The 19,540-nt window shown below is 71.3% G+C and carries 18 protein-coding genes; 10 read left to right on the top strand and 8 right to left on the bottom strand.

What is annotated here, in order from left to right; genetic code table 11:
* Positions 1 to 137: 137 nt before the first annotated feature.
* The gene (locus AB0M93_RS10545) at positions 138 to 2,249 is read left to right on the top strand and encodes a fatty acid desaturase (RefSeq protein WP_364270821.1); all 2,112 of its coding nucleotides are present in this window, start codon (positions 138 to 140) and stop codon (positions 2,247 to 2,249) included.
* A 23-nt stretch (positions 2,250 to 2,272) separates the two neighbouring features.
* Here the strand turns inward: AB0M93_RS10545 and AB0M93_RS10540 are convergent, their stop codons facing one another.
* Positions 2,273 to 2,839, bottom strand: a complete 567-nt coding sequence (locus AB0M93_RS10540) for a hypothetical protein (RefSeq protein ID WP_364270818.1) — start codon at positions 2,837 to 2,839, stop codon at positions 2,273 to 2,275.
* Positions 2,840 to 3,028: 189 nt separating this feature from the next.
* Here AB0M93_RS10540 and AB0M93_RS10535 point away from each other — a divergent pair, with 189 nt between their 5' ends.
* From AB0M93_RS10535 to AB0M93_RS10525, 3 genes are all read left to right on the top strand, one after another.
* Positions 3,029 to 4,564 (top strand): HAMP domain-containing sensor histidine kinase, encoded by a 1,536-nt coding sequence (locus AB0M93_RS10535; RefSeq protein ID WP_364270816.1) that lies wholly within the window; start codon positions 3,029 to 3,031, stop codon positions 4,562 to 4,564.
* Positions 4,565 to 4,568: 4 nt separating this feature from the next.
* A complete protein-coding gene (locus AB0M93_RS10530) occupies positions 4,569 to 6,509 on the top strand; it encodes a glycosyltransferase family 39 protein (protein ID WP_364270813.1) in 1,941 nt (646 codons plus the stop codon).
* A gap of 108 nt (positions 6,510 to 6,617) precedes the next feature.
* Positions 6,618 to 7,244 carry a GNAT family N-acetyltransferase gene (locus tag AB0M93_RS10525; protein ID WP_364270810.1) on the top strand — a complete coding sequence of 209 codons (627 nt, stop codon included), beginning with the start codon at positions 6,618 to 6,620 and terminating at the stop codon, positions 7,242 to 7,244.
* Here the strand turns inward: AB0M93_RS10525 and AB0M93_RS10520 are convergent.
* The 5 genes from AB0M93_RS10520 to AB0M93_RS10500 all read right to left on the bottom strand — a co-directional run bounded on the left by AB0M93_RS10520 (position 7,162) and on the right by AB0M93_RS10500 (position 11,982).
* A complete protein-coding gene (locus AB0M93_RS10520) occupies positions 7,162 to 8,217 on the bottom strand; it encodes a helix-turn-helix transcriptional regulator (RefSeq protein ID WP_364270807.1) in 1,056 nt (351 codons plus the stop codon). The two genes, AB0M93_RS10525 and AB0M93_RS10520, sit on opposite strands and share 83 nt — an antisense overlap.
* 121 nt (positions 8,218 to 8,338) lie before the next feature.
* A complete protein-coding gene (locus AB0M93_RS10515; RefSeq protein WP_364270804.1) occupies positions 8,339 to 9,391 on the bottom strand; it encodes a thiamine-phosphate kinase in 1,053 nt (350 codons plus the stop codon).
* Positions 9,375 to 9,989, bottom strand: a complete 615-nt coding sequence (gene dcd, locus AB0M93_RS10510; protein ID WP_364270801.1) for a dCTP deaminase — start codon at positions 9,987 to 9,989, stop codon at positions 9,375 to 9,377. Before dcd ends, AB0M93_RS10515 begins: the two co-directional genes overlap by 17 nt.
* Complete coding sequence (locus AB0M93_RS10505; protein ID WP_364270798.1) at positions 9,986 to 10,750, bottom strand: hypothetical protein; 765 nt, start codon at positions 10,748 to 10,750, stop codon at positions 9,986 to 9,988. Before AB0M93_RS10505 ends, dcd begins: the two co-directional genes overlap by 4 nt.
* A 14-nt stretch (positions 10,751 to 10,764) precedes the next feature.
* Positions 10,765 to 11,982 carry a helix-turn-helix domain-containing protein gene (locus tag AB0M93_RS10500; RefSeq protein ID WP_364270795.1) on the bottom strand — a complete coding sequence of 406 codons (1,218 nt, stop codon included), beginning with the start codon at positions 11,980 to 11,982 and terminating at the stop codon, positions 10,765 to 10,767.
* A 535-nt stretch (positions 11,983 to 12,517) separates the two neighbouring features.
* Here AB0M93_RS10500 and AB0M93_RS10495 point away from each other — a divergent pair.
* The 5 genes from AB0M93_RS10495 to AB0M93_RS10475 all read left to right on the top strand — a co-directional run bounded on the left by AB0M93_RS10495 (position 12,518) and on the right by AB0M93_RS10475 (position 17,510).
* Entirely contained in the window at positions 12,518 to 12,790 is a 273-nt protein-coding gene (locus tag AB0M93_RS10495) for a hypothetical protein (RefSeq protein WP_364270793.1), read from the top strand.
* The gene (locus tag AB0M93_RS10490; RefSeq protein ID WP_364270790.1) at positions 12,787 to 13,410 is read left to right on the top strand and encodes a hypothetical protein; all 624 of its coding nucleotides are present in this window, start codon (positions 12,787 to 12,789) and stop codon (positions 13,408 to 13,410) included. The genes AB0M93_RS10495 and AB0M93_RS10490 overlap by 4 nt, the downstream gene beginning before the upstream one ends.
* Positions 13,411 to 13,504: 94 nt before the next feature.
* Complete coding sequence (locus AB0M93_RS10485; RefSeq protein WP_364270787.1) at positions 13,505 to 14,761, top strand: bifunctional glycosyltransferase family 2/GtrA family protein; 1,257 nt, start codon at positions 13,505 to 13,507, stop codon at positions 14,759 to 14,761.
* The gene (locus AB0M93_RS10480; protein ID WP_364270784.1) at positions 14,761 to 16,596 is read left to right on the top strand and encodes a glycosyltransferase family 39 protein; all 1,836 of its coding nucleotides are present in this window, start codon (positions 14,761 to 14,763) and stop codon (positions 16,594 to 16,596) included. The genes AB0M93_RS10485 and AB0M93_RS10480 overlap by 1 nt, the downstream gene beginning before the upstream one ends.
* A 170-nt stretch (positions 16,597 to 16,766) precedes the next feature.
* Positions 16,767 to 17,510 carry a twin-arginine translocation signal domain-containing protein gene (locus AB0M93_RS10475; protein ID WP_364270782.1) on the top strand — a complete coding sequence of 248 codons (744 nt, stop codon included), beginning with the start codon at positions 16,767 to 16,769 and terminating at the stop codon, positions 17,508 to 17,510.
* On the opposite strand, the gene AB0M93_RS10470 is transcribed toward AB0M93_RS10475, so the two are convergent.
* The gene (locus AB0M93_RS10470; protein WP_364270779.1) at positions 17,498 to 18,232 is read right to left on the bottom strand and encodes a BTAD domain-containing putative transcriptional regulator; all 735 of its coding nucleotides are present in this window, start codon (positions 18,230 to 18,232) and stop codon (positions 17,498 to 17,500) included. The genes AB0M93_RS10475 and AB0M93_RS10470 overlap by 13 nt on opposite strands.
* A 112-nt stretch (positions 18,233 to 18,344) precedes the next feature.
* Between AB0M93_RS10470 and AB0M93_RS10465 the strand changes: the two genes are divergently transcribed.
* Positions 18,345 to 19,055, top strand: coding sequence for a serine/threonine protein phosphatase (locus tag AB0M93_RS10465; protein ID WP_364270776.1), 711 nt, complete (start codon positions 18,345 to 18,347; stop codon positions 19,053 to 19,055).
* A 3-nt stretch (positions 19,056 to 19,058) separates the two neighbouring features.
* Here the strand turns inward: AB0M93_RS10465 and AB0M93_RS10460 are convergent, their stop codons facing one another.
* Positions 19,059 to 19,538 carry a DUF2127 domain-containing protein gene (locus AB0M93_RS10460; RefSeq protein ID WP_364270774.1) on the bottom strand — a complete coding sequence of 160 codons (480 nt, stop codon included), beginning with the start codon at positions 19,536 to 19,538 and terminating at the stop codon, positions 19,059 to 19,061.
* Between the last annotated feature and the right edge of the window lie 2 nt (positions 19,539 to 19,540).

Here is a 19,540-nt window from a genome sequence, read left to right as displayed (position 1 = left end):
AGGGCAGCTTACCTGCCGCTTGCGTTCGGCTGGCCCAGACCTTTTTTCGAAGCCTGGCACGACGTTTACAAACGTCGGCGGGTTGTCTACGGTGACTCCCGCCTCGCCAGGAGCTTCTCGACCGAGGAGACCGCTCGATGCCCGTCGTCGATACCCCGCCGCGCGGCTCCCGGACGCCCGGATCGCCGCCGTCCGGATCGCCGCCGTCGCCGCTCGGCCGTCGCCCGGTGCCCGCGCCCCGGATCCCGTTGCCGCGCCTGTCGGTGCCGACGCTCCTGTTGTTCGCCGGCGGCGTCGCGCTGTGGGTCACCGCGACCTGGCTGCTGCTGGCCGGGATCGCGCCGCCGGTGTACACCGTGCCGCTGCACGCGATCGTCACCTTCACGATGTTCACCGTGGTGCACGAATCGGCCCACCACGCCGCAGGGAAGCTGACATGGGTCAACGAACTGCTGGGCCGGCTGGCGATGCCGTTCGTCGCCGCCTATGCGTCGTTTCCGCTGCTGCGGTTCGTCCACAGTGAACACCACCGCAACACGAACGCGGACTCGCACACGGATCCGGACGCGTGGACGTCGCAGGGAGCCTGGTGGTCGCTGCCGTTCCGCTGGCTCACCATCGACTTCTGGTACGCGCACTTCTACACCTCCCGCGTGCGGGGCAGGCCCGCGCCGGAGCGGGCGGAGACGATCGTGCTGCTGTCGCTCGCGTTCGTCGCCGCCGCGATCCTGATCGCCTGCGGCCACGGCCTCGAGCTGCTGCTGGGGTACCTGCTGCCGCAGCGGATCGGGCTGGCCGTGCTCGCGTGGTGGTTCGACTGGCTGCCCCACCACGGCCTGCCCGCGGCGAAACCGCGCGACAAGTTCGGCACCACGCGGGTGCGGGTGGGGCTGGAGTGGCTGATGACGCCGATGATGCTGTTCCAGAACTACCACCTGGTGCACCACCTCCACCCCGCCGTGCCGTTCTACCGCTACCTGCGGGCGTGGCGCGCCAACCGGGACGCGTACCTGGCCCGCGACGTCCCGATCATCACCGCGTGGGGCCGGGAGCTGACCCCGGCGGAGTACCGCGCGTGGCGGCGGCTGACCGGCGGCCTCGGCGACCACGAGCCCGGCCCCGAACCGCCGCCCCACGGGCCGAGCCGGTTCCACCGGCTGCGGGTGCGGGAGGTCCGGCCGCTGACCGCGGACGCCGTCGCGATCGCCTTCGACGTCCCGCCGGCGCTGGCACCGGAGTTCCGCTTCACCGCCGGCCAGCACGTGGCCGTCCGCGCGGTGGTCGACGGCCGTCCCGTGCGGCGGACGTACTCGATCTGCGCGCCGGCGGACCCGGGCGAGCTGCGGATCGCGGTGAAGCGGCGGGCCGGCGGCGCGTTCTCCGGCTACGCGACCACGACGCTGGCCGCGGGCGACCACCTCGACGTGCTGCCGCCGTCCGGCGCGTTCAAGCACGTCCCGGACCCGGCGCGGACCGCGCACTACGTCGCGCTGGCGGCGGGCAGCGGGATCACGCCGGTGCTGTCCATCCTGGTCAGCACGCTCACTGCGGAGCCGCACAGCCGGGCGACGCTGCTGTATGTCAACACCTCGGGCGCGACGACGCTGTTCGCGCCGGAGCTGAGCGCGCTCGCCGAAGGGTTCGGCGGGCGGCTGCACGTCGTCCACTACCGCACCGACGAGCGCGACCCGGACCTGCACGCGCACCGGCCCCGGCACTTCGACACGGTCGGCGAGGCGCTCGCCATCTCGCACGAGCGCTACCAGCGCGGGCGGCTCGACGGCACGCGGCTGCGCGCGCTGCTGCAGAACCGCCTGCACCCGGCGAAGGTCGACGAGTGGTTCCTGTGCGCCCCGCGCGGCCTGCTGGACGTGGCCCGGCGCACCCTGGCCGACGCGGACGTCCCGGAGGAGAACGTCCACTTCGAACTGTTCCGCGGCGCGGCACCCCCGGCCGACCCGGCGGGCGCGGCGGCGACGGTGGCGGTGACCCTGGGCGGCACGACGACGTGCGTGCCGGCGGAGGCGGGCGAGACGGTGCTGGACGCCGCCCTGCGGGCGGGCTTCGAGGTGCCGTACTCGTGCACGGGCGGCGCGTGCGGCACGTGCCGGGCGACGCTGCTGCACGGCCAGGTCGACATGGACGTCCGCTACGCGCTGACGGAGGACGACGTCGCGGCGAACCGGATCCTGACGTGCCGCTCCCGCGCGACGACCCCGGAGGTCGCGGTCGACTACGACCGCCGCTGACCTCCGGGACCGCCGGGCCCGTGTCAGCCGGTCCGGCCCGGGACGCCCGAGGGCGGCGTGCCCTGCCCCTGCCCGCCCGACTCGCCGTCCGTCACCGACGTCGCGGTCGCCGTGCTGCCGGACTCGGTCGCCACCACCGTGACCGTGTCGCCCGTGGCCAGGCCGGTCGCCTGCGCCGACGTGATCGTGTACGTCTTCGAGAAGCCGTCGTCGCTCTTCGCGGTCAGGGACGTCGCGCTCAACGCCGTCACCTGGCCCGTCTGCATGATCTTCGTGACGTACCCGCCGTTGCCGTCCGACGACACGTACTCGCCGTGCAGGGCCGAGCCCAGACCGCCCATGCCGCCACCCGGGCCGCCCGTCATGCCGCCGGGGCCGCCCATCGTGCCGCCCGGGCCGGCCTGCGTGCCGGTGGCCGCCGAGGAGGACGCGGCCCAGATCGCCGCTCCCCCGCCGGCCACGATCACCGCCGCGACAGCGCCCGCCGCGACCTTCTTGCCCGTCGGCCAGGCCGGCTTCGGGGCCTGGCCCGGCGCGGGTGCCGCGCCCCACGTCTGGTCCGGAGTGGACGGTGCCTGCGGTGTGGTCATGGTGTTGCTCCTTAACGAGATCCTTCGGTGCGATCCACGGTGGAGCCGTTCGCTGTGTGCGGACTGTGTCCGCCGTCAGCCGTTCCTGTGACCGGAGGAACCGGACATCCCGTCACGGGCCCGTCACCCCACAGCCGCCTCACAGGCAGCACACAACCCGCACACACGGCGCGGACCGACGCTGGTTCCATGGCCGCGCGAACCGACCCGTCACGCCCCCGCCGGGGGCGGCTTTCGCTGCGCGCGAAGCTGACCGGCTCGATGGTCGTGCTGCTCACCGTGGTGTGCCTGCTCGTCGGGGTGGTCAGCGAGTTCGCGCTCGACCTCTTCCTCACCCGCCAGATCGACCAGCAGCTGTCCGCCGCGGCGAACCGCTCGCTGGCCTTCGCGAGCAACGCGCGGCCGCCGGACGGCGGCCCGCCGCCCGCGGAGCTGGGCCAGCATCCCTTGGGACAGAACGTCGGCACGGTGAGCGCGACCTTCTCGGGACGGCTGCTCGTCCATGACGACAGCATCGCCGAGCACGGCGGGCGGCTGTACCTCAGCGCGGGCCAGCAGGCGCTGATGCTTTCGGTGCCCGCCGACGGCAAGCCGCACACGATGTCCTTCGCCGACCTCGGCGAGTACCGGCTGATGGCGCTGCCGGTCACCGGCACGCCGGACGTGGTGGTCACCGGCCTGCCGATGAAGCCGGTGACCGACACGCTGCTCACCGTCGGGCTGATCCTGTTCGGCGTCGCCGCGGCGGGCGTGCTCGGCGTGGCCTTCCTGGGCGCGTTCGCGGTCCGCCGCACGCTGCGCCCGCTCGAGCGCGTCGCGGCCACCGCCGGGCGCGTCAGCGAGCTGCCGCTCGACCGGGGCCAGGTGGCGCTGTCCATCCGCGTCCCGGAGGCCGACACCGACCCGCGGACCGAGGTCGGCCAGGTCGGCTCGGCCCTGAACCTGATGCTCGGCCACGTCGCGCAGGCACTGGAAGCGCGTCACGACAGCGAAATCCGGGTGCGGCAGTTCGTCGCGGACGCCAGCCACGAGCTGCGCACGCCGCTGGCCGCCATCCGCGGGTACGCCGAGCTGGCCGCCCGCGGCAGCGCGCTGGTGCCGCCGGACGTCGCGCACTCGATGGGCCGGATCCAGTCCGAAGCCGTCCGGATGACGTCGCTCGTCGAGGACCTGCTGCTGCTGGCGCGGCTCGACGCGGGCCGGCCCCTCGACGTGCGCGAGGTCGACCTCACCCGCCTGGTCGCCGACGCGGTCGGCGACGCCCGGGTCGCCGGGCGCGAGCACCGGTGGCTCCTGGAACTGCCCCCGGAGCCGGTGCTCGTGCTCGGCGACGTCCAGCGCCTCCACCAGGTGCTGGCGAACCTGCTGGCGAACGCCCGCACGCACACCCCGCCCGGCACGGCGGTGGTGACGGCGCTGGCCCGTTCGGCGGACGGCAGCGCGGTGCTCACGGTGACCGACGACGGCCCCGGCATCGCGCCGGACCTGCTGCCGGACGTCTTCGAGCGGTTCGCCCGCGGCGACTCGTCGCGCTCCCGCCACGCGGGCAGCACCGGGCTCGGGATGGCGATCGCGTCCGCCGTCGTCGTGGCCCACCACGGCACGATCGAGGTGCACAGCCGCCCCGGCCGGACGGAGTTCGCGGTGCGGCTGCCCGTGGCCGTCCCCGCACAGCGGGTGCACAGCATCGGCACAACCCGGCCCCAGCTGGAGACCGGAAGCTGATCTCATGACCGCTGTGACATCCGGGGCTTCGCCCCAGGCCGGGGGCTCCGCCACCCGGAACCCCCGAAGCGAAGCACGCGCCTCCCGCGAAACCGTCGTGACCCCCGCGCTATCAACTGGCCGTTCGTGGCACCGGCCGCTCCTCGGCGTCCTCCTGCTCGGCACCGCCGTGCTCTACCTCTGGGGTCTCGGCGCCTCCGGCTGGGCCAACGCGTTCTACTCCGCGGCCGCCCAGGCGGGCTCGCAGAGCTGGAAGGCGCTGTTCTTCGGCTCCAGCGACGCGGCCAACGCGATCACCGTCGACAAGACCCCGGCCGCGCTGTGGGTGATGGGCCTGTCGGCGCGGCTGTTCGGCGTCAACGCGTGGAGCATCCTGGTGCCGCAGGCGCTGATGGGCGTGGGCTCGGTCTGGCTGCTGTACGCGACGGTCCGCCGCTCGTCCGGGCCGGCGGCCGGGCTCGTCGCGGGCCTGGCGCTGGCCCTGACACCCGCGGCGGCGCTGATGTTCCGGTTCAACAACCCGGACGCGCTGCTGGTGCTGCTGCTCGTGGCAGGCGCGTACTGCGTGGTGCGGGCGCTGGAGAAGGCGAGCCCGCGCTGGCTCGCGCTGGCCGGCGTCGCGGTCGGGTTCGGGTTCCTGGCGAAGATGCTGCAGGCGTTCCTGGTGCTGCCGGCGTTCGCACTGGCCTACCTGGTGGCCGCGCCGGTGTCGCTCGGCAAGCGCCTGCTGCACCTGCTGGCCGCGCTCGCCTCGACCCTGCTGGCGGCGGGCTGGTACCTGGCGGTCGTGGCCCTCTGGCCGGCGGCGTCGCGGCCCTACATCGGCGGATCCCAGACGAACTCTCTGTGGGAGCTGATCTTCGGCTACAACGGCTTCGGCCGCATCACCGGCGACGAGGTGGGCAGCGTCGGCGGCGGCGGAGGCCGCGGCTGGGGTTCGACCGGCCTGACGAGGCTGTTCGGCAGCGAGATGGCGGGCGGCATCGCCTGGCTCATCCCGGCGGCGCTGCTGGCACTGGGCGCGGGCCTGTGGTTCACCCGCCGCACCCCGCGCACGGACAGTTCCCGCGCAACCCTGCTCCTGTGGGGCGGCTGGCTCCTGGTGACGGCCCTGGTGTTCAGCTACATGGGCGGCATCATCCATCCGTACTACACGGTGGCACTGGCCCCGCCGATCGCGGCCCTGGTCGGCACGGCGGCGGTCCAGCTCTGGCGCATGCGAGCCAACCCGGCGGCATCCGGGCTGCTCAGCGGAGGAGTGGCGTTGACGGCGCTCACGGCGTACCTGCTGCTGGGCTCGTCGTGGCAGCCATGGCTGGCCCCGGCGGTCCTGGTGGGCGGCCTGCTGGCGGCGGTAGGGCTGTTTTTCGCGGCCCACCTGACCCGGTGGGCGGCTTGGTCCGTGGCCGCGCTGTCAATGGTCGTCCTGCTTTCCGGCACGGGCGCGTACACGCTGGCAACGGCATCGACGACGCACAGCGGCGCAATCCCGTCAGCCGGCCCGTCATCGGGTTTCGGCAGCGGCCGTTTCGGCGGTCCAGGCGGTCCTGGCGGTGGCTTCGGCGGAGGTCGTGGCCCGGGTGCGCTGCTTTCGACGACGTTGCCCGGCACTTCGCTCACCGCGTTGCTTCAGAAGGACGCAGCTCGGTACACCTGGACGGCGGCCACCGTGCTGTCGAACGCGGCGGCGGGCTACCAGCTGGCGAGCGGGGCGCCGGTGATGGCGGTCGGCGGGTTCAACGGAACGGACCCGTACCCGACGCTGGCGCAGTTCCAGCAGTACGTGGCTCACGGGCAGATCCATTATTTCCTGGGCGAGGGCATGACGATGCAGGGTTCGACCGGCTCGGACGCGGCCCAGCAGATCGCCGAGTGGGTGGCATCGACGTACCAGGCGTCCACTGTAGACGGTGTAACAGTCTACGACCTCACCGCGACCGGGTGAGACAAGACGAAAGCAGGGTGTGACGCCGGTCCGGACCGGGGCAACCTGGTCAAGAACCGGCTCACTCCGGCACACTGGTGGTGCCCAGGCGAACAGGAGTTCCTGCTGATGACCGAGCCCTCCGTACGGCCGGCCCGCTCGGCAGATCTGGAATCGTTCGCCACCGCCCTCGGTGACCGCGCATTCTTCGCCGAACGGTTCGAACGGCAGCGGAAAGGGCTGGGCGAGCTGCTTCTCGCCTGGCTGGGCGGCCGGGCCGCCGGGGCCGTCTACCTGTGGCTCGAGGAGGCCGAGGAACTGCCCATCCTCCGGCACCTGCCCGGCGTCCCGCTGATCACGCACCTGGAGGTGCACCCCGAACTGCGGAACCTCGGCGTCGGCAAGGCACTGGTCGGCGCGGCCGAACGCCGCCTCTTCGAGAAGGGCCGCTACCGGGTCGCACTCGCGGTGCGGACGGACAATCACGACGCCGCCCGCCTGTACGACAACCTCGGCTATCGCGACTGGGGCCACGGCAAGGTCACCTGCTACGCGCGGAGGACCTCACCGGAGGGCAACCTCTTGCTCGAAGCGGAAGAGTGTCACGTACTGGTCAAGGAACTCGTCTCGGTCACGCCTGCGCCCCGGTCCGAACCCACCTCTATACGGCAGCCTAAGGCCATTCGTGCAACCGGTTCTCCTCAAGAGTCCAGTCGGGAGTCAAGCCGCAACCAGCAACGACGGGCACCCGGCTGATGATGCTGAAGGATTCGGCATCGCCGAACCGCTTCTGCACATATGCGGTGTTCCGGTCACGAAAGCGCGCATCCGTCAGCGCTCTTACCGCACCCAGTGTTCCACGACCGTACACACCATTGCACAAGGTCACGGTGCGCATCCGATTGAACGGACTTGCCCCCCGGTAGAAGTGGGCGACGTCCTCCAGCAGGTGGCCCCGGCTGTCGAGCCTGGGCTCGAAGAGCCTCGGACGGCCGTCCTCATGCACCCGGAACCCGCCGAGCTCGGCATCGTCCCACCGGCCGACCTGCTCCACCGGCAGGTCTACCCGTTCGATCACGTCCCGGGTCACCGAGTTGAAGTCGACGCCGCCGAGCAGGACGAGGTGAGTCGTGTAATGGTCGGTCGTCAGCTCGTCGCTGGTGCAGAACCTGACCATGTGGTCCGGGTTGCGCGCGCGAATGTGCCCGAACAGCTCGATCAGCGCATCCGGGTCGGCGTAGCTGTAGAGCGAAACGAAATCGGCGCTCTCCGGGTCCGCATAGGACAGGTGCTGCCGGTACTGCTCCGGTAGCGGGGCACAAACAATGGTGATGTCCTGCCCCTCGTCAAACCTCCACATGTCCGCCGCCGGCGGCGCAGCGGCGGAGTTCCAGCCTTCGCGAAGCTGCAACAGCTCCTCGAGCAATTCCTGGCGTTGCGTCCGCTCCCCGTCTGTCAGTTCATGGACGGGAAGAACACGAAGCGTCTTGCCGTCCAGAGACCGCCGAGTCGCGAACAGCGTCGCGTACGCGACGAGCCGTTTGGTCGGCGGCGTGACCGGGTGGTCGAAGTTCTCCCACGACGAGATCAGCGAAACACTGAGGGACCTGGTTCCGCCGAGCGCTTGGGCGAGCTGGGCCTGGGTGATCCCGGCGTCCGGCCAGCACGTCTCGCGCAGGGCGCGCAAGCGACGGGCGAGTGCGGGACGCGGCTGCTGGACCGGGGACAACCTCCGCCGCCTTTCAGGGTTTTTCAGTACCGCGGGCGAGGTGTGAATTCTAGACCGCCCGAGGGCGATTCGATTGCTGCGGGACTGCTTCAGGCCCTTACAGTGAACTTCAGTTCGAGGTTCACTGCTTCCCCAGCATCTCGGCTATCACCCTGGACGGTTCACCGCCATGCCACGAACTGGGCGAGAACCGCTCCTGCGCGATGCCTTCCCACGGATCGTCCCCGGCTCCCAGCGTAAGCCGCGGATCATCGGTTGTGGTGCCGATGTCCTGCGCAGGTACGCCTTCTTCCCACAGTGCCTTCGTGAGCAGGTCGACGTCCTCGGGTCGGGTGGTGACTACAAGCCCCCAGTCTCCCCACGTCTGCGCGAGGTCGAACGGCCGCAAGCCGCTCTGTGCAGCGACGTCGGCCACGAGCGCGTCCAGCTCGAACTCGCCGGTGACCGCCGCGCCGAGGCCGTTCGTCTCGCAGAGCGTCCGGACGGTCGCGAAGAGCCCGTCCGAGACGTCCATCGCCGCCCGGGCGAGGCCGGTCGCGGCCAACAATCGTCCGGCCTTCAGCTGGGCTGTCGGCCTGCACGCGCGCTGCCACAGCTCGTCCGTCTCCGACGCCGGGAGCTTCGCCCGGCCGGTCTTCACCAGAGCTGCGGCCCAGAGATACCCGGGCGAGCCGACCAGCAGCAGCCGGTCACCGGCCTTCGCCCCGGACCGGCGGAGCCGGTTGCCCGGCGAGCACCGGCCGATCGCGGTGGCGGTCAGCTGCATCGCGGCACCGTCACGGATGTCGCCGCCGGCGACCGCCGTCCCGTGCGCGTGGCAAGAGGCGTCGACACCGTCGAGGAGCCTCTCGAATTCCCCGACCGTGGTCGCCTTCGGAAGGGTGTAGTTGACGACGAGACCCAGCGGCTCGGCGCCGGCTGCCGCCAGATCGGACAGGTTGATCGTGGCCAGCAGCCAGCCCGCATGGAACAGGTCCGGCTCGGCAAGCAGGTTGACCAACGGGGTGGGGCAGCTGTCGGTGGTGGCGACGAGCTCGCTCGGCGTCTTCACTTCCCCCAGGAACGCGCTGTCGTCGCCGAAGCCTTCCATGCCGCCGTAACGCGGCAGCAACACCTGTTCCTGGATACCCCGCTCACCCAAATCGCCGAGGCGCAGCTCAGTTTTGCCGGACATGGCCAGCCAATCGCGAGGGAACGACCACGTGATCGTTCGAGTAGTTGTGTGGCAGATCGCCGTAGGGCAGCTCGCTGCCGCCGGAAGCGAACAGCATCAAGTTGCAGATCCGGGCGCCGGGATACAGCAGCACCGGGTGCCGAAGATGGTTGACGATCTCCAGCGTGAGCACGGCGCCCGCGTCCCGCCCGAAACCAGGACTGACCTGACCGCACAACACCACGCTGATCCCGAGCCGGGCGTAGTCGCTCGTGCCGTCGACCAGGCCCGCCAGGTTTTCGGAGAGGCCGATCTTCTCCAGAGTCGGCGCGAGCACGACTTCGCCGGGCTCGATCGCGAGGCGTCCTTGGGCGTCCAGCCCCTTCGGGACGAGCTGTGGATGAGTCGACCGGTCCGCGACGTCGACCGGTCCGGTCGTCGCCAACGCGAACGCCTTGTGCCCGAGCCGGAGACTGAGAGCGGCCGGACGCACGAGCGCGTCGTCGAACGGCTCCACCCGCAGCTCGCCGGCCTCGTGCGCCCGCCGGATGGCCCGGTCGGTCAGCACGCCGCGTTCTATGGCCGGCTCGACCTGGACCGTCAGTTCCACGGACGTCATCGTGCGACCTCGCTGTCGAGGGTTGGCAGTAGCTGAGTCACGAGTGCCACGAAATCGGCGTCGGTAAGCTCGAAGTTGGGCTGGTCGTCACTTTCGCCTGGCTCGCAGTAGACGACCGTGGTGGGTGTCCGCCGGGGTCCCTGCACCACGACCGTCGCTGTCAGTCCCGCGTCGATCGGGCGCACCGTGTGCACGATCGAGGTGTCGCAGGTGTACACCTCGCCGTTCTGGACGTGCGGTACTCCGCGGCGTTTCAGCCGCACCTCGCCGTCGGCGACGAGGGCCGCCGGGTCCGTGGGGTCCGTGCCGTAGCGGTACCGCCGATACGGCTTGCCACCCTCGGTGGACTCCGCGAAGTCGACCATGTGCATGCCGGTTCCCGTCACCACGCAGGAAGCGAACTCCCAGCGGTGACTGTGCGGATTGGACTCGCCACGCGAAGGCGTCTCACCGCGCGGCCACACGTGCAGGCGGATCCGGAACTCGGGGTCGACGCTCGTATGGAGAACGATCTTCGCGAATCCGTTCGGATGCCAGTACGAACGTTTCGCGATCTCGGCCGCCGCCGCTTGATCGTCGATCAGGTCTCGCAGCCAGCCCGCGAGTCCGCGCCGCGCGGCGCGGACGTGCTGGGCCGCCGCTTCGAGCCGGCCCAAGCCGGGCCGGGAGCCGTCACCGCGCAGGCTTTCCGCGATCTGGTGCGGGAAAGCGTGACCGGCCGAGCGGTCAGCGGCAATGACGAAGGAAGGAGTCGTGCTCATCGTGCGGGGAATCTCTATTCTGCGGCTGCGGACGGAAGGAACGGTGGTGCCGCGAAAGCCAGCGCAGCCGCGCGCAAGGCGGTTACGGCGTCAAGGGTCATCCAAATCGGGAGATCACCGCTGCCCCAGGCCCACAGCCCGAGACCGGCTTCATAGCGCTCCCAAAGAGAGCTGAGCGCGCGGCTCAGCCGGCCCCTCGGCACCTGTGGTGCTTCGGCCAATGCCTGAACGACCCACGCGGAAGTGAAGTGCTTGATGTTGACCCGGACGTCTTCGCGGCCGCCAGGCTGCGGAAGAGCGAGATCCTCCATGATCCCGTCGTCCGGATGGGTTCGTTCGATAAGCCAGTTCGTGCCCACTTCGACGGCTTCCCGGACGTCGGCGCGTTCCTCCCCGGCGCGCAGGAGGTCACGCAACGCCACGACAGCGCGCGCGGTGTGCGCCGTGGATGCCTCCGGTGCCACCAGCCCCGGTTCGTTCTTCTCCCCCCACAGGGGGACGCCGCGGAAATCGAGGCGGGCGGCAAGGAGGTCGTCGGCAAGCCGGCGGGTCAGCGGGGCATCGGGTCCGAGCCGGACCGAGGTACGCAGTGCCGTGGCGAGCAGGAACGGCCGGGTCCGGCTGTAGTCGTCGAGTGAACTTTCGAGGCGGGTCAGCCCCTCCTCGGCGGAAAGGACGGTACTGGCCTGCAACAGCGCATCGACGACGGCCGAAGTCACTTCCGGCCGTTTTCCCGCCGACCGCCCCTGCCACCCGTACTTCGAGCGTTTGGCGTAGAGATCGTCCACGACCGTGTGTAGGTCGATGTAGGGCTCCCCTACCACGACCATCGCGCTGATCCCGTAAGCGGTGGCGAGCGTGGTGTGCTCGCCGTTTTGCTGGAGGTTGTGCCGCCAGCCGACCGCCTTGCCGGTCTCGTCGCGGATCAGGTGGCCGGCCAGGCTGCGGCCCGCCAGCCGGAAGACATCGAGCAACGAACCGCTCGCCGACCGCGCCCCCACGGCCGCCGAGCCGGGCGATCGAGCGGCTTCGACCATCTGGACCAGCGCATTCGCTCTTCCGAAGTGCTCATCGAGCAGGCGGGCGTTCTCCGGAGAGGGGAGGTGGCGCCCGGTCTCCCACTGCGTCAGGTTGGCCCGGCTGACCCCGACGATCCGGGCCACGCCTTCCTGGGTCTGCCCGGCCGCCTGCCGCAACCGCCGCAACTCGGCACCCACCTGCCTGATGCTCACCGTTACCACATCAGTATCTATCGGCCTCGCGACAGCCGACATAGAATGTAGGTTAGCAGGAGGCACCTGTCTTACCTACCTAGGTAGGTCAAGCGTAGGAGGTGACAAATTGCGGACACAGAGCGCACCCTATCCCTTCCTGGACGCGGACTTCAAAGAACTCGCCCGAACGGATTGTCTTCGCTGCTCACAAGCCACCTCTTTGTCGGGATCGACCGCGAGCGCGCGCGGGTGGGACTTCACCGAGAGTGCCTGACGGGCCCCGATGGGCCACCGAGGTGGTCTGGCCGGTGACTCGTCAGGGTCGGTGTTCTATACCCGGCGAAGCAGCGATGCAAGGACCTACCTCCCTACCTACGTATCACCGCCTCGCCCGGTTCGCTCCGGGTTTCGAGGGTGATCGGCCCAGGTGACGATCCACCGCTTGGCCGAACTTCGACGTCTGGCGAGCTGAATTCCGCGTTCTGTGTCAGCTGACACAGAACGCACGGCGAGCCGGAGGTTTCCTGGATTCACGCCGAGGAGGAGGGCTTTCATGGATCTCTACACCACTGCACCGGGCCGGAGCCGCTGGCGTCGGGGCGTCTACGCAGCCGGTCTCGTCATTCCCTTCACCGCTTCGCAGCTGTGGGCGCTGCTGGTACTGCTGCGGCTCGCCCCGCTCGACGGGCTCGTGGGGCAGGCCTTCGTGCTCGTCCTGCTGGGGTCCGTCGTCGCGATCTGGGCGGGGTGGCGCTGGACCTGGCAGCTCGGCCGCGACCGCGACGTGAAACCCGCGCCCACACCCAAAACCCGGATTCCGACATGACGTCCGGGCCGGTCATCGTCGCCGCCCTCGTGCTGGCCTCCGGTGCCGGACGTCTCCTGCGCCACCTCGGCGGTCTCCTGCGCCGCCGGCCGACCGAAAGGACCACGGAAATGACCAGCACGCAACCGGCGTTCCCGCTGCGGCTGTACCACTGGCGCTGGGAGATCCTGGCCGTGACACTGCTTCCCTACGGCGTGGTGATGTTCGCGCTCTGGGCCGGCCCGCTGTGGGCGTCGGCGATCCTGGCCGCCGCGCTCGGCTGGGGGGTGCTGCGCCGCCGCCAGGTGCGGGCCCGCATCCACGCCGTGGTCTTGCAGCACCGGCTGCGGGCGGCGTTCCCCCAGCTGCGCCTGCCCGGCGGCCGCCGGCCGGCGATCCTGTGGAGCCGTCCCCGCGGCGGCGACATCGTGGTGTCGCTGTACGGCCGTGAGGCGTTCGAGCACCTGCACCGCCACCGCACGGTGCTGGCGGCCGCGTGCGGGGTTCCGGAGGTGTACGTGGACCGCCACCCCAGGTACGCGAGCCTGGTGACGCTGACGATCAGCACGACGCCGCCGAAGCAGGAACCCGGCCGCGCGGCCCTGCCGAGCAACGTCGTGCCGCTGCGCGTGCACAGCTGAGTACCGCCGGTGCCCGGCCGCGGGCCGGGCACCGCACAGGAACCGCACAGAGAGATCACACGGTCACCAAAGCGGCGGCCGCGACCGTAGGGGCATGACAGCCACCGCCTCCGCGTCGCGGCCCGGGACCGTTCCAGTCGATCTGAGCGGCCCGCAGCCCGTTCTCGATGTCGTCATCCCGGTCTACAACGAAGAGACCGACCTCGAACCGTGCATTCGCCGGCTGCACGCCCACCTGGCCGAGCACGTCTCCTACCCGTACCGGATCACCGTCGCCGACAACGCGAGCACCGATGCGACGCTGCAGGTGGCCGAACGGCTCGCCCGGGAGTTCCCCGAGGTCGCCGTCCACCACCTCGACGAGAAAGGGCGCGGCCGCGCGCTCAACGCCGTCTGGCGGGCCTCCGACGCCGCCGTGCTCGCCTACATGGACGTCGATCTCTCCACCGATCTCGCCGCGCTCGGGCCGCTCGTCGCGCCGCTGCTGTCCGGGCACTCCGATCTCGCCATCGGCAGCAGGCTCGCCCGGGGGGCGCGAGTCGTGCGCGGGCCGAAGCGCGAGTTCATCTCCCGCTGCTACAACCTGATCCTCCGCTCGACCCTCGCCGCGAAGTTCAGCGACGCGCAGTGCGGCTTCAAGGCCATCCGCGCCGACGTCGCCCGCGAGCTGCTGCCGCACGTCGTCGACACCGGGTGGTTCTTCGACACCGAACTGCTCGTCCTGGCCCAGCGGGCCGGGCTGCGGATCCACGAGGTGCCCGTCGACTGGGTCGACGACCCCGACTCGTCGGTCAACATCGTCAAGACGGCCACCGAGGACCTCAAGGGCATCGTCCGGGTCACCAAGGCCACCTTCACCGGCGAGATCCCGGTCAGCCGGCTGCGCGAGCAGCTCGGCCGGCAGCCGATCGGCGTCGACGCGCCGGGCGTGCCGCCGCGGCTGGTCACGCAGCTCGTGCGGTTCGCCGCGATCGGCGTCAGCAGCACCCTCGCCTACCTCGTGCTGTTCCTGCTGCTGCGGACGGTCGTCGGCGCGCAACCGGCGAACTTCGCCGCGCTGCTGGTGACGGCGGTCGGGAACACCGCGCTGAACCGGCGGCTCACCTTCGGCATCCGCGGCCGTACCGGCGCCGGGCGGCACCAGTTCGAAGGACTGATCGTGTTCGGGCTGGGGCTCGCGCTCACGAGCGGGGCGCTGGCCCTGCTCCACGGGTCCACCACCCCCGGCCTCGTCCTGGAGCTCACCGTGCTCGTGCTGGCGAACCTCGCCGCGACGGTGCTCCGGTTCCTGCTCCTGCGCGGCTGGGTGTTCAACCCGCGCCGCCAGGCCACCCCCCAGAAGGAGTACTGATGACCGCCGTCCTGCCCGCCCCGGTGTCCGAACCCCGGCACCGCAGGGAATCCGCCGCGCACGCGCCATCGCGCTGGGTGCGCCCGGCCGCGTTCGGTCTGCTGGCCGCGACCGCCGTGCTGTACTTCTGGAACCTCACCGCCTCCGGCTACGGCAACTCGTTCTACGCCGCCGCCGTCCAGTCCGGGACGCAGAGCTGGAAGGCGTGGCTGTTCGGGTCGCTGGACTCCGGCAACGTGCTGACCGTCGACAAGCCGCCCGCGGCGCTCTGGGCCGGCACGGCGTTCGCCCGGATCTTCGGGTTCTCGAGTTTCACCGTGCTGGCCCCGCAGGCGCTGATGGGCGTCGCGTCCGTCGGGATCCTGTACCTGACGGTCAAACGGACTTCGGGCCCGGTCGCCGGGCTGCTGGCCGGGGCGATGCTGGCGGTGACGCCGGTCGCGGCGCTGATGTTCCGCTTCAACAACCCGGACGCGCTGCTCGTGCTGCTCATGGTGGCGGGCGCCTACTTCGTCGTGCGGGCCACGGAAAAGGCGAGCCCGCGGTGGCTCGCGCTGGCCGGCGTCGCGCTCGGCTTCGGCTTCCTGACGAAGATGATGCAGGCGTTCCTGGTGCTGCCGGCGTTCGGCCTCGCGTACCTCGTCGCGGCGCCGGCGTCGCTGGGCAAGCGGCTGCTGCACCTCGGTGGCGCGGTCGTGGCGCTGGTCGTTTCGGCGGGCTGGTTCATCGCGCTGGTGGACCTGTGGCCGACGGCTTCGCGGCCGTACATCGGCGGGTCCGAAGGGGACAGCCTGCTCGAACTCGCGTTGGGCTACAACGGGTTGGGCCGCATCTTCGGCGGCGAGGGCAACGGCGGCATGGGCGGCGGCGGCATGGGCGGCAACACCGGGTTCGGCGGGGCGAGCGGCCTGTTCCGGATGTTCGGTGCCAGCTTCGGCACGGAGATTTCGTGGCTGCTGCCGGCCGCGCTGATCGGCCTGGCCGCCGGGCTGTGGTTCACCCGCCGCGCGCCGCGGACGGACCCGTCCCGGGCGGCGCTGCTGCTGTGGGGCGGCTGGCTGGTCGTCACGGCGGCGGTGTTCAGCTTCATGAGCGGCACGGTGCACCCGTACTACTCGGTCGCGCTGGCCCCGGCGATCGCCGCGCTGGTCGCGATTTCGGGCCGCGCGCTGTGGCAGGGCCGGGCGCACGTGGCGCCGCGGGCGGCGCTGGCCGGGATGGTGGTCGCGACGGCGGTGTGGTCGTTCATCCTGCTGGACCGGACGCCGGAGTGGTTCCCGGCGCTGCGCTGGATCGTCGCGGTGCTCGGGGTGCTGGTGGGCACGGTGCTGGTGATGGGTGCACCCGCGTCGCGCCGGCTGGTCGCGGTGCTCGCGGCAGCCGTGGTCCTGACGATCGGTGTCTCGTCGGCGGCTTACGGCGTCGAGACGGCGTCGGTGGCCCACAGCGGCTCGATCCCGACTTCGGGCCCGACGTCGAGCGCGATGGGCGGCGGCTTCGGCGGCGACGACTCGTCGTCGAGCGCGATCGGCGCGCTGCTGGCGAAGACGACGACGAAGTGGGCGGCGGCCACGACGGGTTCGCAGAGCGCGGCGTCGCTGGAGCTGGCGAGCGGCAAGGCGGTGATCGGCATCGGCGGCTGGAGCGGCTCGGACCCGGCACCGACCCTGGACGAGTTCAAGGCGTACGTGGCCGCGGGCGAGGTGAAGTACTACATCGAGGGCGGCCGCGGCGGCGGCCCGGGCGGCGGCTCGTCGGAGATCACGGCGTGGGTGACGGCGAACTTCACCGCCACCACGGTCGACGGCCAGACGGTGTACGACCTGCAGAGCTGAAGGTCGCGAAGGGGTCGTGAGTCCGCTCACGGCCCCTTCGGTGGCCGACGCCGCTCGGCCTCCGGCGCGCGGTAATCGTCCGCCGGACGTTCGTACAGAGAAAATATAGCGATCCTCCGTACCTTGGCGGCGAACGGCGGCAGGGGGCCGCCGCATCAGGGGGTACGCACATGGATCGCCGCAGTCTGCTCAAAGTCGGGGCCGTCACCGTGGCCGGGGTTGCGCTCAGCGCCGCCGGTGCCGGGACCGCGTTCGCCGATTCCGGCCTGCCGCCCGTTCCCGGGATGCTCGGGGACCGGCGCGCCAACGAACTCTGGTACCAGCTCGACGAAATCGCGCTTTACCACCCGTCGCAAGAAGTCACGGACGCCTACACCGCACTCGGCGCGTTCCTCAAGGACAACGCGCCGGAGGGCCTCTACCAGAAGTGGCGGGAGCTGAGCCAGGAACCCGGCTACCCGCGGAACTACGCCGAGTTCGTCAAGCCGGTGGAACAGCCGCTGCGCACGCTCTCGACCCTGCAGCTCGACAACTTCGACCGCTTCTACCGCTGGGACGAAACCGGGCTCGTCAGCGCCTTCGCCGACTTCGGGCAGGGTGTGCTCTTCGACCCGCGGCGTGCCGATGTCGAGTCGGAAGTGCACACCATGAACGGGAACCCGCCGAGCAGCTACCACTTCTGGCACGTCATCCAGCGTGCGCAGATGCTGCTCGGCATCGACCGGCACCGGTGGGCGCGGATCGACCCGATGGTCGGCTTCGCCTGGGCGCTGCAGTCCATCGCGAAGCCCGACCACCGCCACGTCAACCCCGCCCTGCCGCGCGAACAGGTCCAGCACGAGGCCCGGTACTGGCTGCGGCGGACGCCCGCCGAGCTCGACCGGGACTTCCAGTCCTCGCCCTACCCGGCCTGAACGTCCAGCACCCGCTGGTACGCCGCCCGCAGCGCCGGGCCCGGTGCCATCCCGAGCCGCTCGTCGAGCAGGCGGCGGCCGTGGTGGTACACCTCGACCGCGTCCGCCGGGCGGCCGCTCGCGCAGAGCGCCGCCATGAGCAGGGCACGGGCGCGTTCGCGCAACGGGTGATCGAGGACGAACGCCGTCGCGTCGGGCACCGCGCGCAGGTGGTCGCCCGACGCGACCTCGGCTTCGAGCCGGCCCTCCAGCACCGCCAGGCGCAGCTCGTCGAACCGCGCCGCCTCACCCGCGCGCAGGGGTTCGGCGACGTCGGCGAGCACCGGGCCGCGCCACAGCTCCAGCGCGGCGCGGAACAGCGCCGCCGCGCGGACCGGCCGGTCCGCGCGCAGCTCGTCGTGGCCCGCCGAAGCCAGCCGCTCGAACTCCTCGGCGTCGACGGTGCCGCCCGGCGCCAGCAGGTAGCCGCCGCCCACCCGGATGAGCTGCGCCGGCTGCCCGAGGGCTTTCCGCAGCCGGGACGCGTACGTGCACACCTGCGCGTCGACGGTCGAGGGCCGGACGCCTTCCCACAGCAGCGAAACCAGCCGTTCGTCGGGCACCACGCGGCCGCGGGCCAGCAGCAGCGCCGCCAGCAACGTCCGCGGCTTGCGGCCGCCGAGCGCGACCGGGCGGCCGTCGGCGCGCGACACCGTCAGCGGCCCGAGAATCCGGAACTCCATGCCCCACCCCGTTCCCACGGTACGCGGACCGGCGCCGCCGGGACAGGAAAGTCTCAGACGGCCCACAGCTTGGGCGCGGATCATGGAGGGCAGAGGGGACGAGGAGGCCGCGATGATCACCACACGTCCGGGTTACCCACGCTGGCACACCGCGAGTGCGCAGGGGCCGCGCTCACTCAACGCCGACGCGGTCGGCGCGTACGCCGCGGCCGGCGGGCCCGGGATCGCCTTCGCGCTCGCCGACGGGGTCGGGGACGATCCGGCTGCCGCGCGGGCCGCCCGCGTCGCCGTCGCCGCGGCCGCGCGCACGCCGGTCCACAAAGGACCGATTGAAGCCGTGCTCGCCGCGCAGCGGGCGGTGCGGGAGCAGACGCACGGGGACGCCGTGCTCGTGGTCGCCATGCCGGCCGGGCACGGCGGGTACCGCATCGCCTGGGTGGGTGACGCCCGCGCGTACGCCTGGGACGGCGTCACGCTCAGCCGCCTGACCACCGACCACACCCTCGCCGAGTACTTCCGCGCCCACCACCAGCCGGTGACGCCGCGGATGGAGCACGTCGTCACGACCAGCGTCCGCACCGCGGAGCCGCACGAGATCGGCACGGCGGAGACCACGAGCGCCGGCCTGCTGCTGACCAGCGACGGGGTCCACAAGCCGCTCACCGGCGGCGGCATCCGCGCGGTGCTGGCCCAGCCGGGCACGGGCGCGGCGGAGCTGGTGGAGGCAGCGCTCGCCCGCGGCGGCTCGGACAACGCGACCGCCCTCTACGTCGAACCCCTGGAGGTCGACAGCACCACGGTCCGGTTTCCCGTCGCCGCGTGAACCCTAGGATTCGCGCTTGAGCTGCCGGTACTCCCGCAGCACCAGCACGATGATCACCACGTCCAGCGCCGCGAAGAACGGCAGCGCGATCGAGTGGGTGTGGATCGCGCGGAAGATCTCGTACGCCACGAACGCGGCGAGGATGACGGCCGCGACCGGGTAGGCGCGGACGATCTTGCGGGCCAGGGCCCACACCAGGCCGAGCTTGATCAGGCCGTGGGCGAGCAGGTACGCGACGGCGAACGTCTTCGTGTCGCCGTGGAGGAAGTTCTCCGTCGCCGACTCGAGGTGGCGCGCCAGCGTGCCCGACGGGTCGCCGAGCAGGTCGCGGGTGATCACCGCGTGGGTGAACCCGCTGACCGTCGAGGCCGGGACGAACGCGAGGATCAGGGCCCCGACGACCTGCAGCGCGCCGTCGAGGCCCTTGATCGCGATCGCGATCCGGAAGAACCGCTCGGTGGCGGTCGTTTTCTGGTCGGGCATGC

Source organism: Amycolatopsis sp. NPDC051102, from assembly GCF_040682815.1.
Classification (GTDB): domain Bacteria; phylum Actinomycetota; class Actinomycetes; order Mycobacteriales; family Pseudonocardiaceae; genus Amycolatopsis.
The sequence above is the reverse complement of the archived record's forward strand: the minus strand, read 5'-3'. Positions and strand labels throughout refer to the sequence as shown.

Bases quoted from the DNA above. Each gene is read 5' to 3' on its own strand.
- AB0M93_RS10545 (WP_364270821.1), top strand. From the start codon at position 138: ATGCCCGTCGTCGATACCCCGCCGCGCGGCTCCCGGACGCCCGGATCG.
- AB0M93_RS10540 (WP_364270818.1), bottom strand. From the start codon at position 2,839: ATGACCACACCGCAGGCACCGTCCACTCCGGACCAGACGTGGGGCGCG.
- AB0M93_RS10535 (WP_364270816.1), top strand. From the start codon at position 3,029: ATGGCCGCGCGAACCGACCCGTCACGCCCCCGCCGGGGGCGGCTTTCG.
- AB0M93_RS10530 (WP_364270813.1), top strand. From the start codon at position 4,569: ATGACCGCTGTGACATCCGGGGCTTCGCCCCAGGCCGGGGGCTCCGCC.
- AB0M93_RS10525 (WP_364270810.1), top strand. From the start codon at position 6,618: ATGACCGAGCCCTCCGTACGGCCGGCCCGCTCGGCAGATCTGGAATCG.
- AB0M93_RS10515 (WP_364270804.1), bottom strand. From the start codon at position 9,391: ATGTCCGGCAAAACTGAGCTGCGCCTCGGCGATTTGGGTGAGCGGGGT.
- dcd (WP_364270801.1), bottom strand. From the start codon at position 9,989: ATGACGTCCGTGGAACTGACGGTCCAGGTCGAGCCGGCCATAGAACGC.
- AB0M93_RS10505 (WP_364270798.1), bottom strand. From the start codon at position 10,750: ATGAGCACGACTCCTTCCTTCGTCATTGCCGCTGACCGCTCGGCCGGT.
- AB0M93_RS10495 (WP_364270793.1), top strand. From the start codon at position 12,518: ATGGATCTCTACACCACTGCACCGGGCCGGAGCCGCTGGCGTCGGGGC.
- AB0M93_RS10490 (WP_364270790.1), top strand. From the start codon at position 12,787: ATGACGTCCGGGCCGGTCATCGTCGCCGCCCTCGTGCTGGCCTCCGGT.
- AB0M93_RS10485 (WP_364270787.1), top strand. From the start codon at position 13,505: ATGACAGCCACCGCCTCCGCGTCGCGGCCCGGGACCGTTCCAGTCGAT.
- AB0M93_RS10480 (WP_364270784.1), top strand. From the start codon at position 14,761: ATGACCGCCGTCCTGCCCGCCCCGGTGTCCGAACCCCGGCACCGCAGG.
- AB0M93_RS10475 (WP_364270782.1), top strand. From the start codon at position 16,767: ATGGATCGCCGCAGTCTGCTCAAAGTCGGGGCCGTCACCGTGGCCGGG.
- AB0M93_RS10470 (WP_364270779.1), bottom strand. From the start codon at position 18,232: ATGGAGTTCCGGATTCTCGGGCCGCTGACGGTGTCGCGCGCCGACGGC.
- AB0M93_RS10465 (WP_364270776.1), top strand. From the start codon at position 18,345: ATGATCACCACACGTCCGGGTTACCCACGCTGGCACACCGCGAGTGCG.
- AB0M93_RS10460 (WP_364270774.1), bottom strand. From the start codon at position 19,538: ATGCCCGACCAGAAAACGACCGCCACCGAGCGGTTCTTCCGGATCGCG.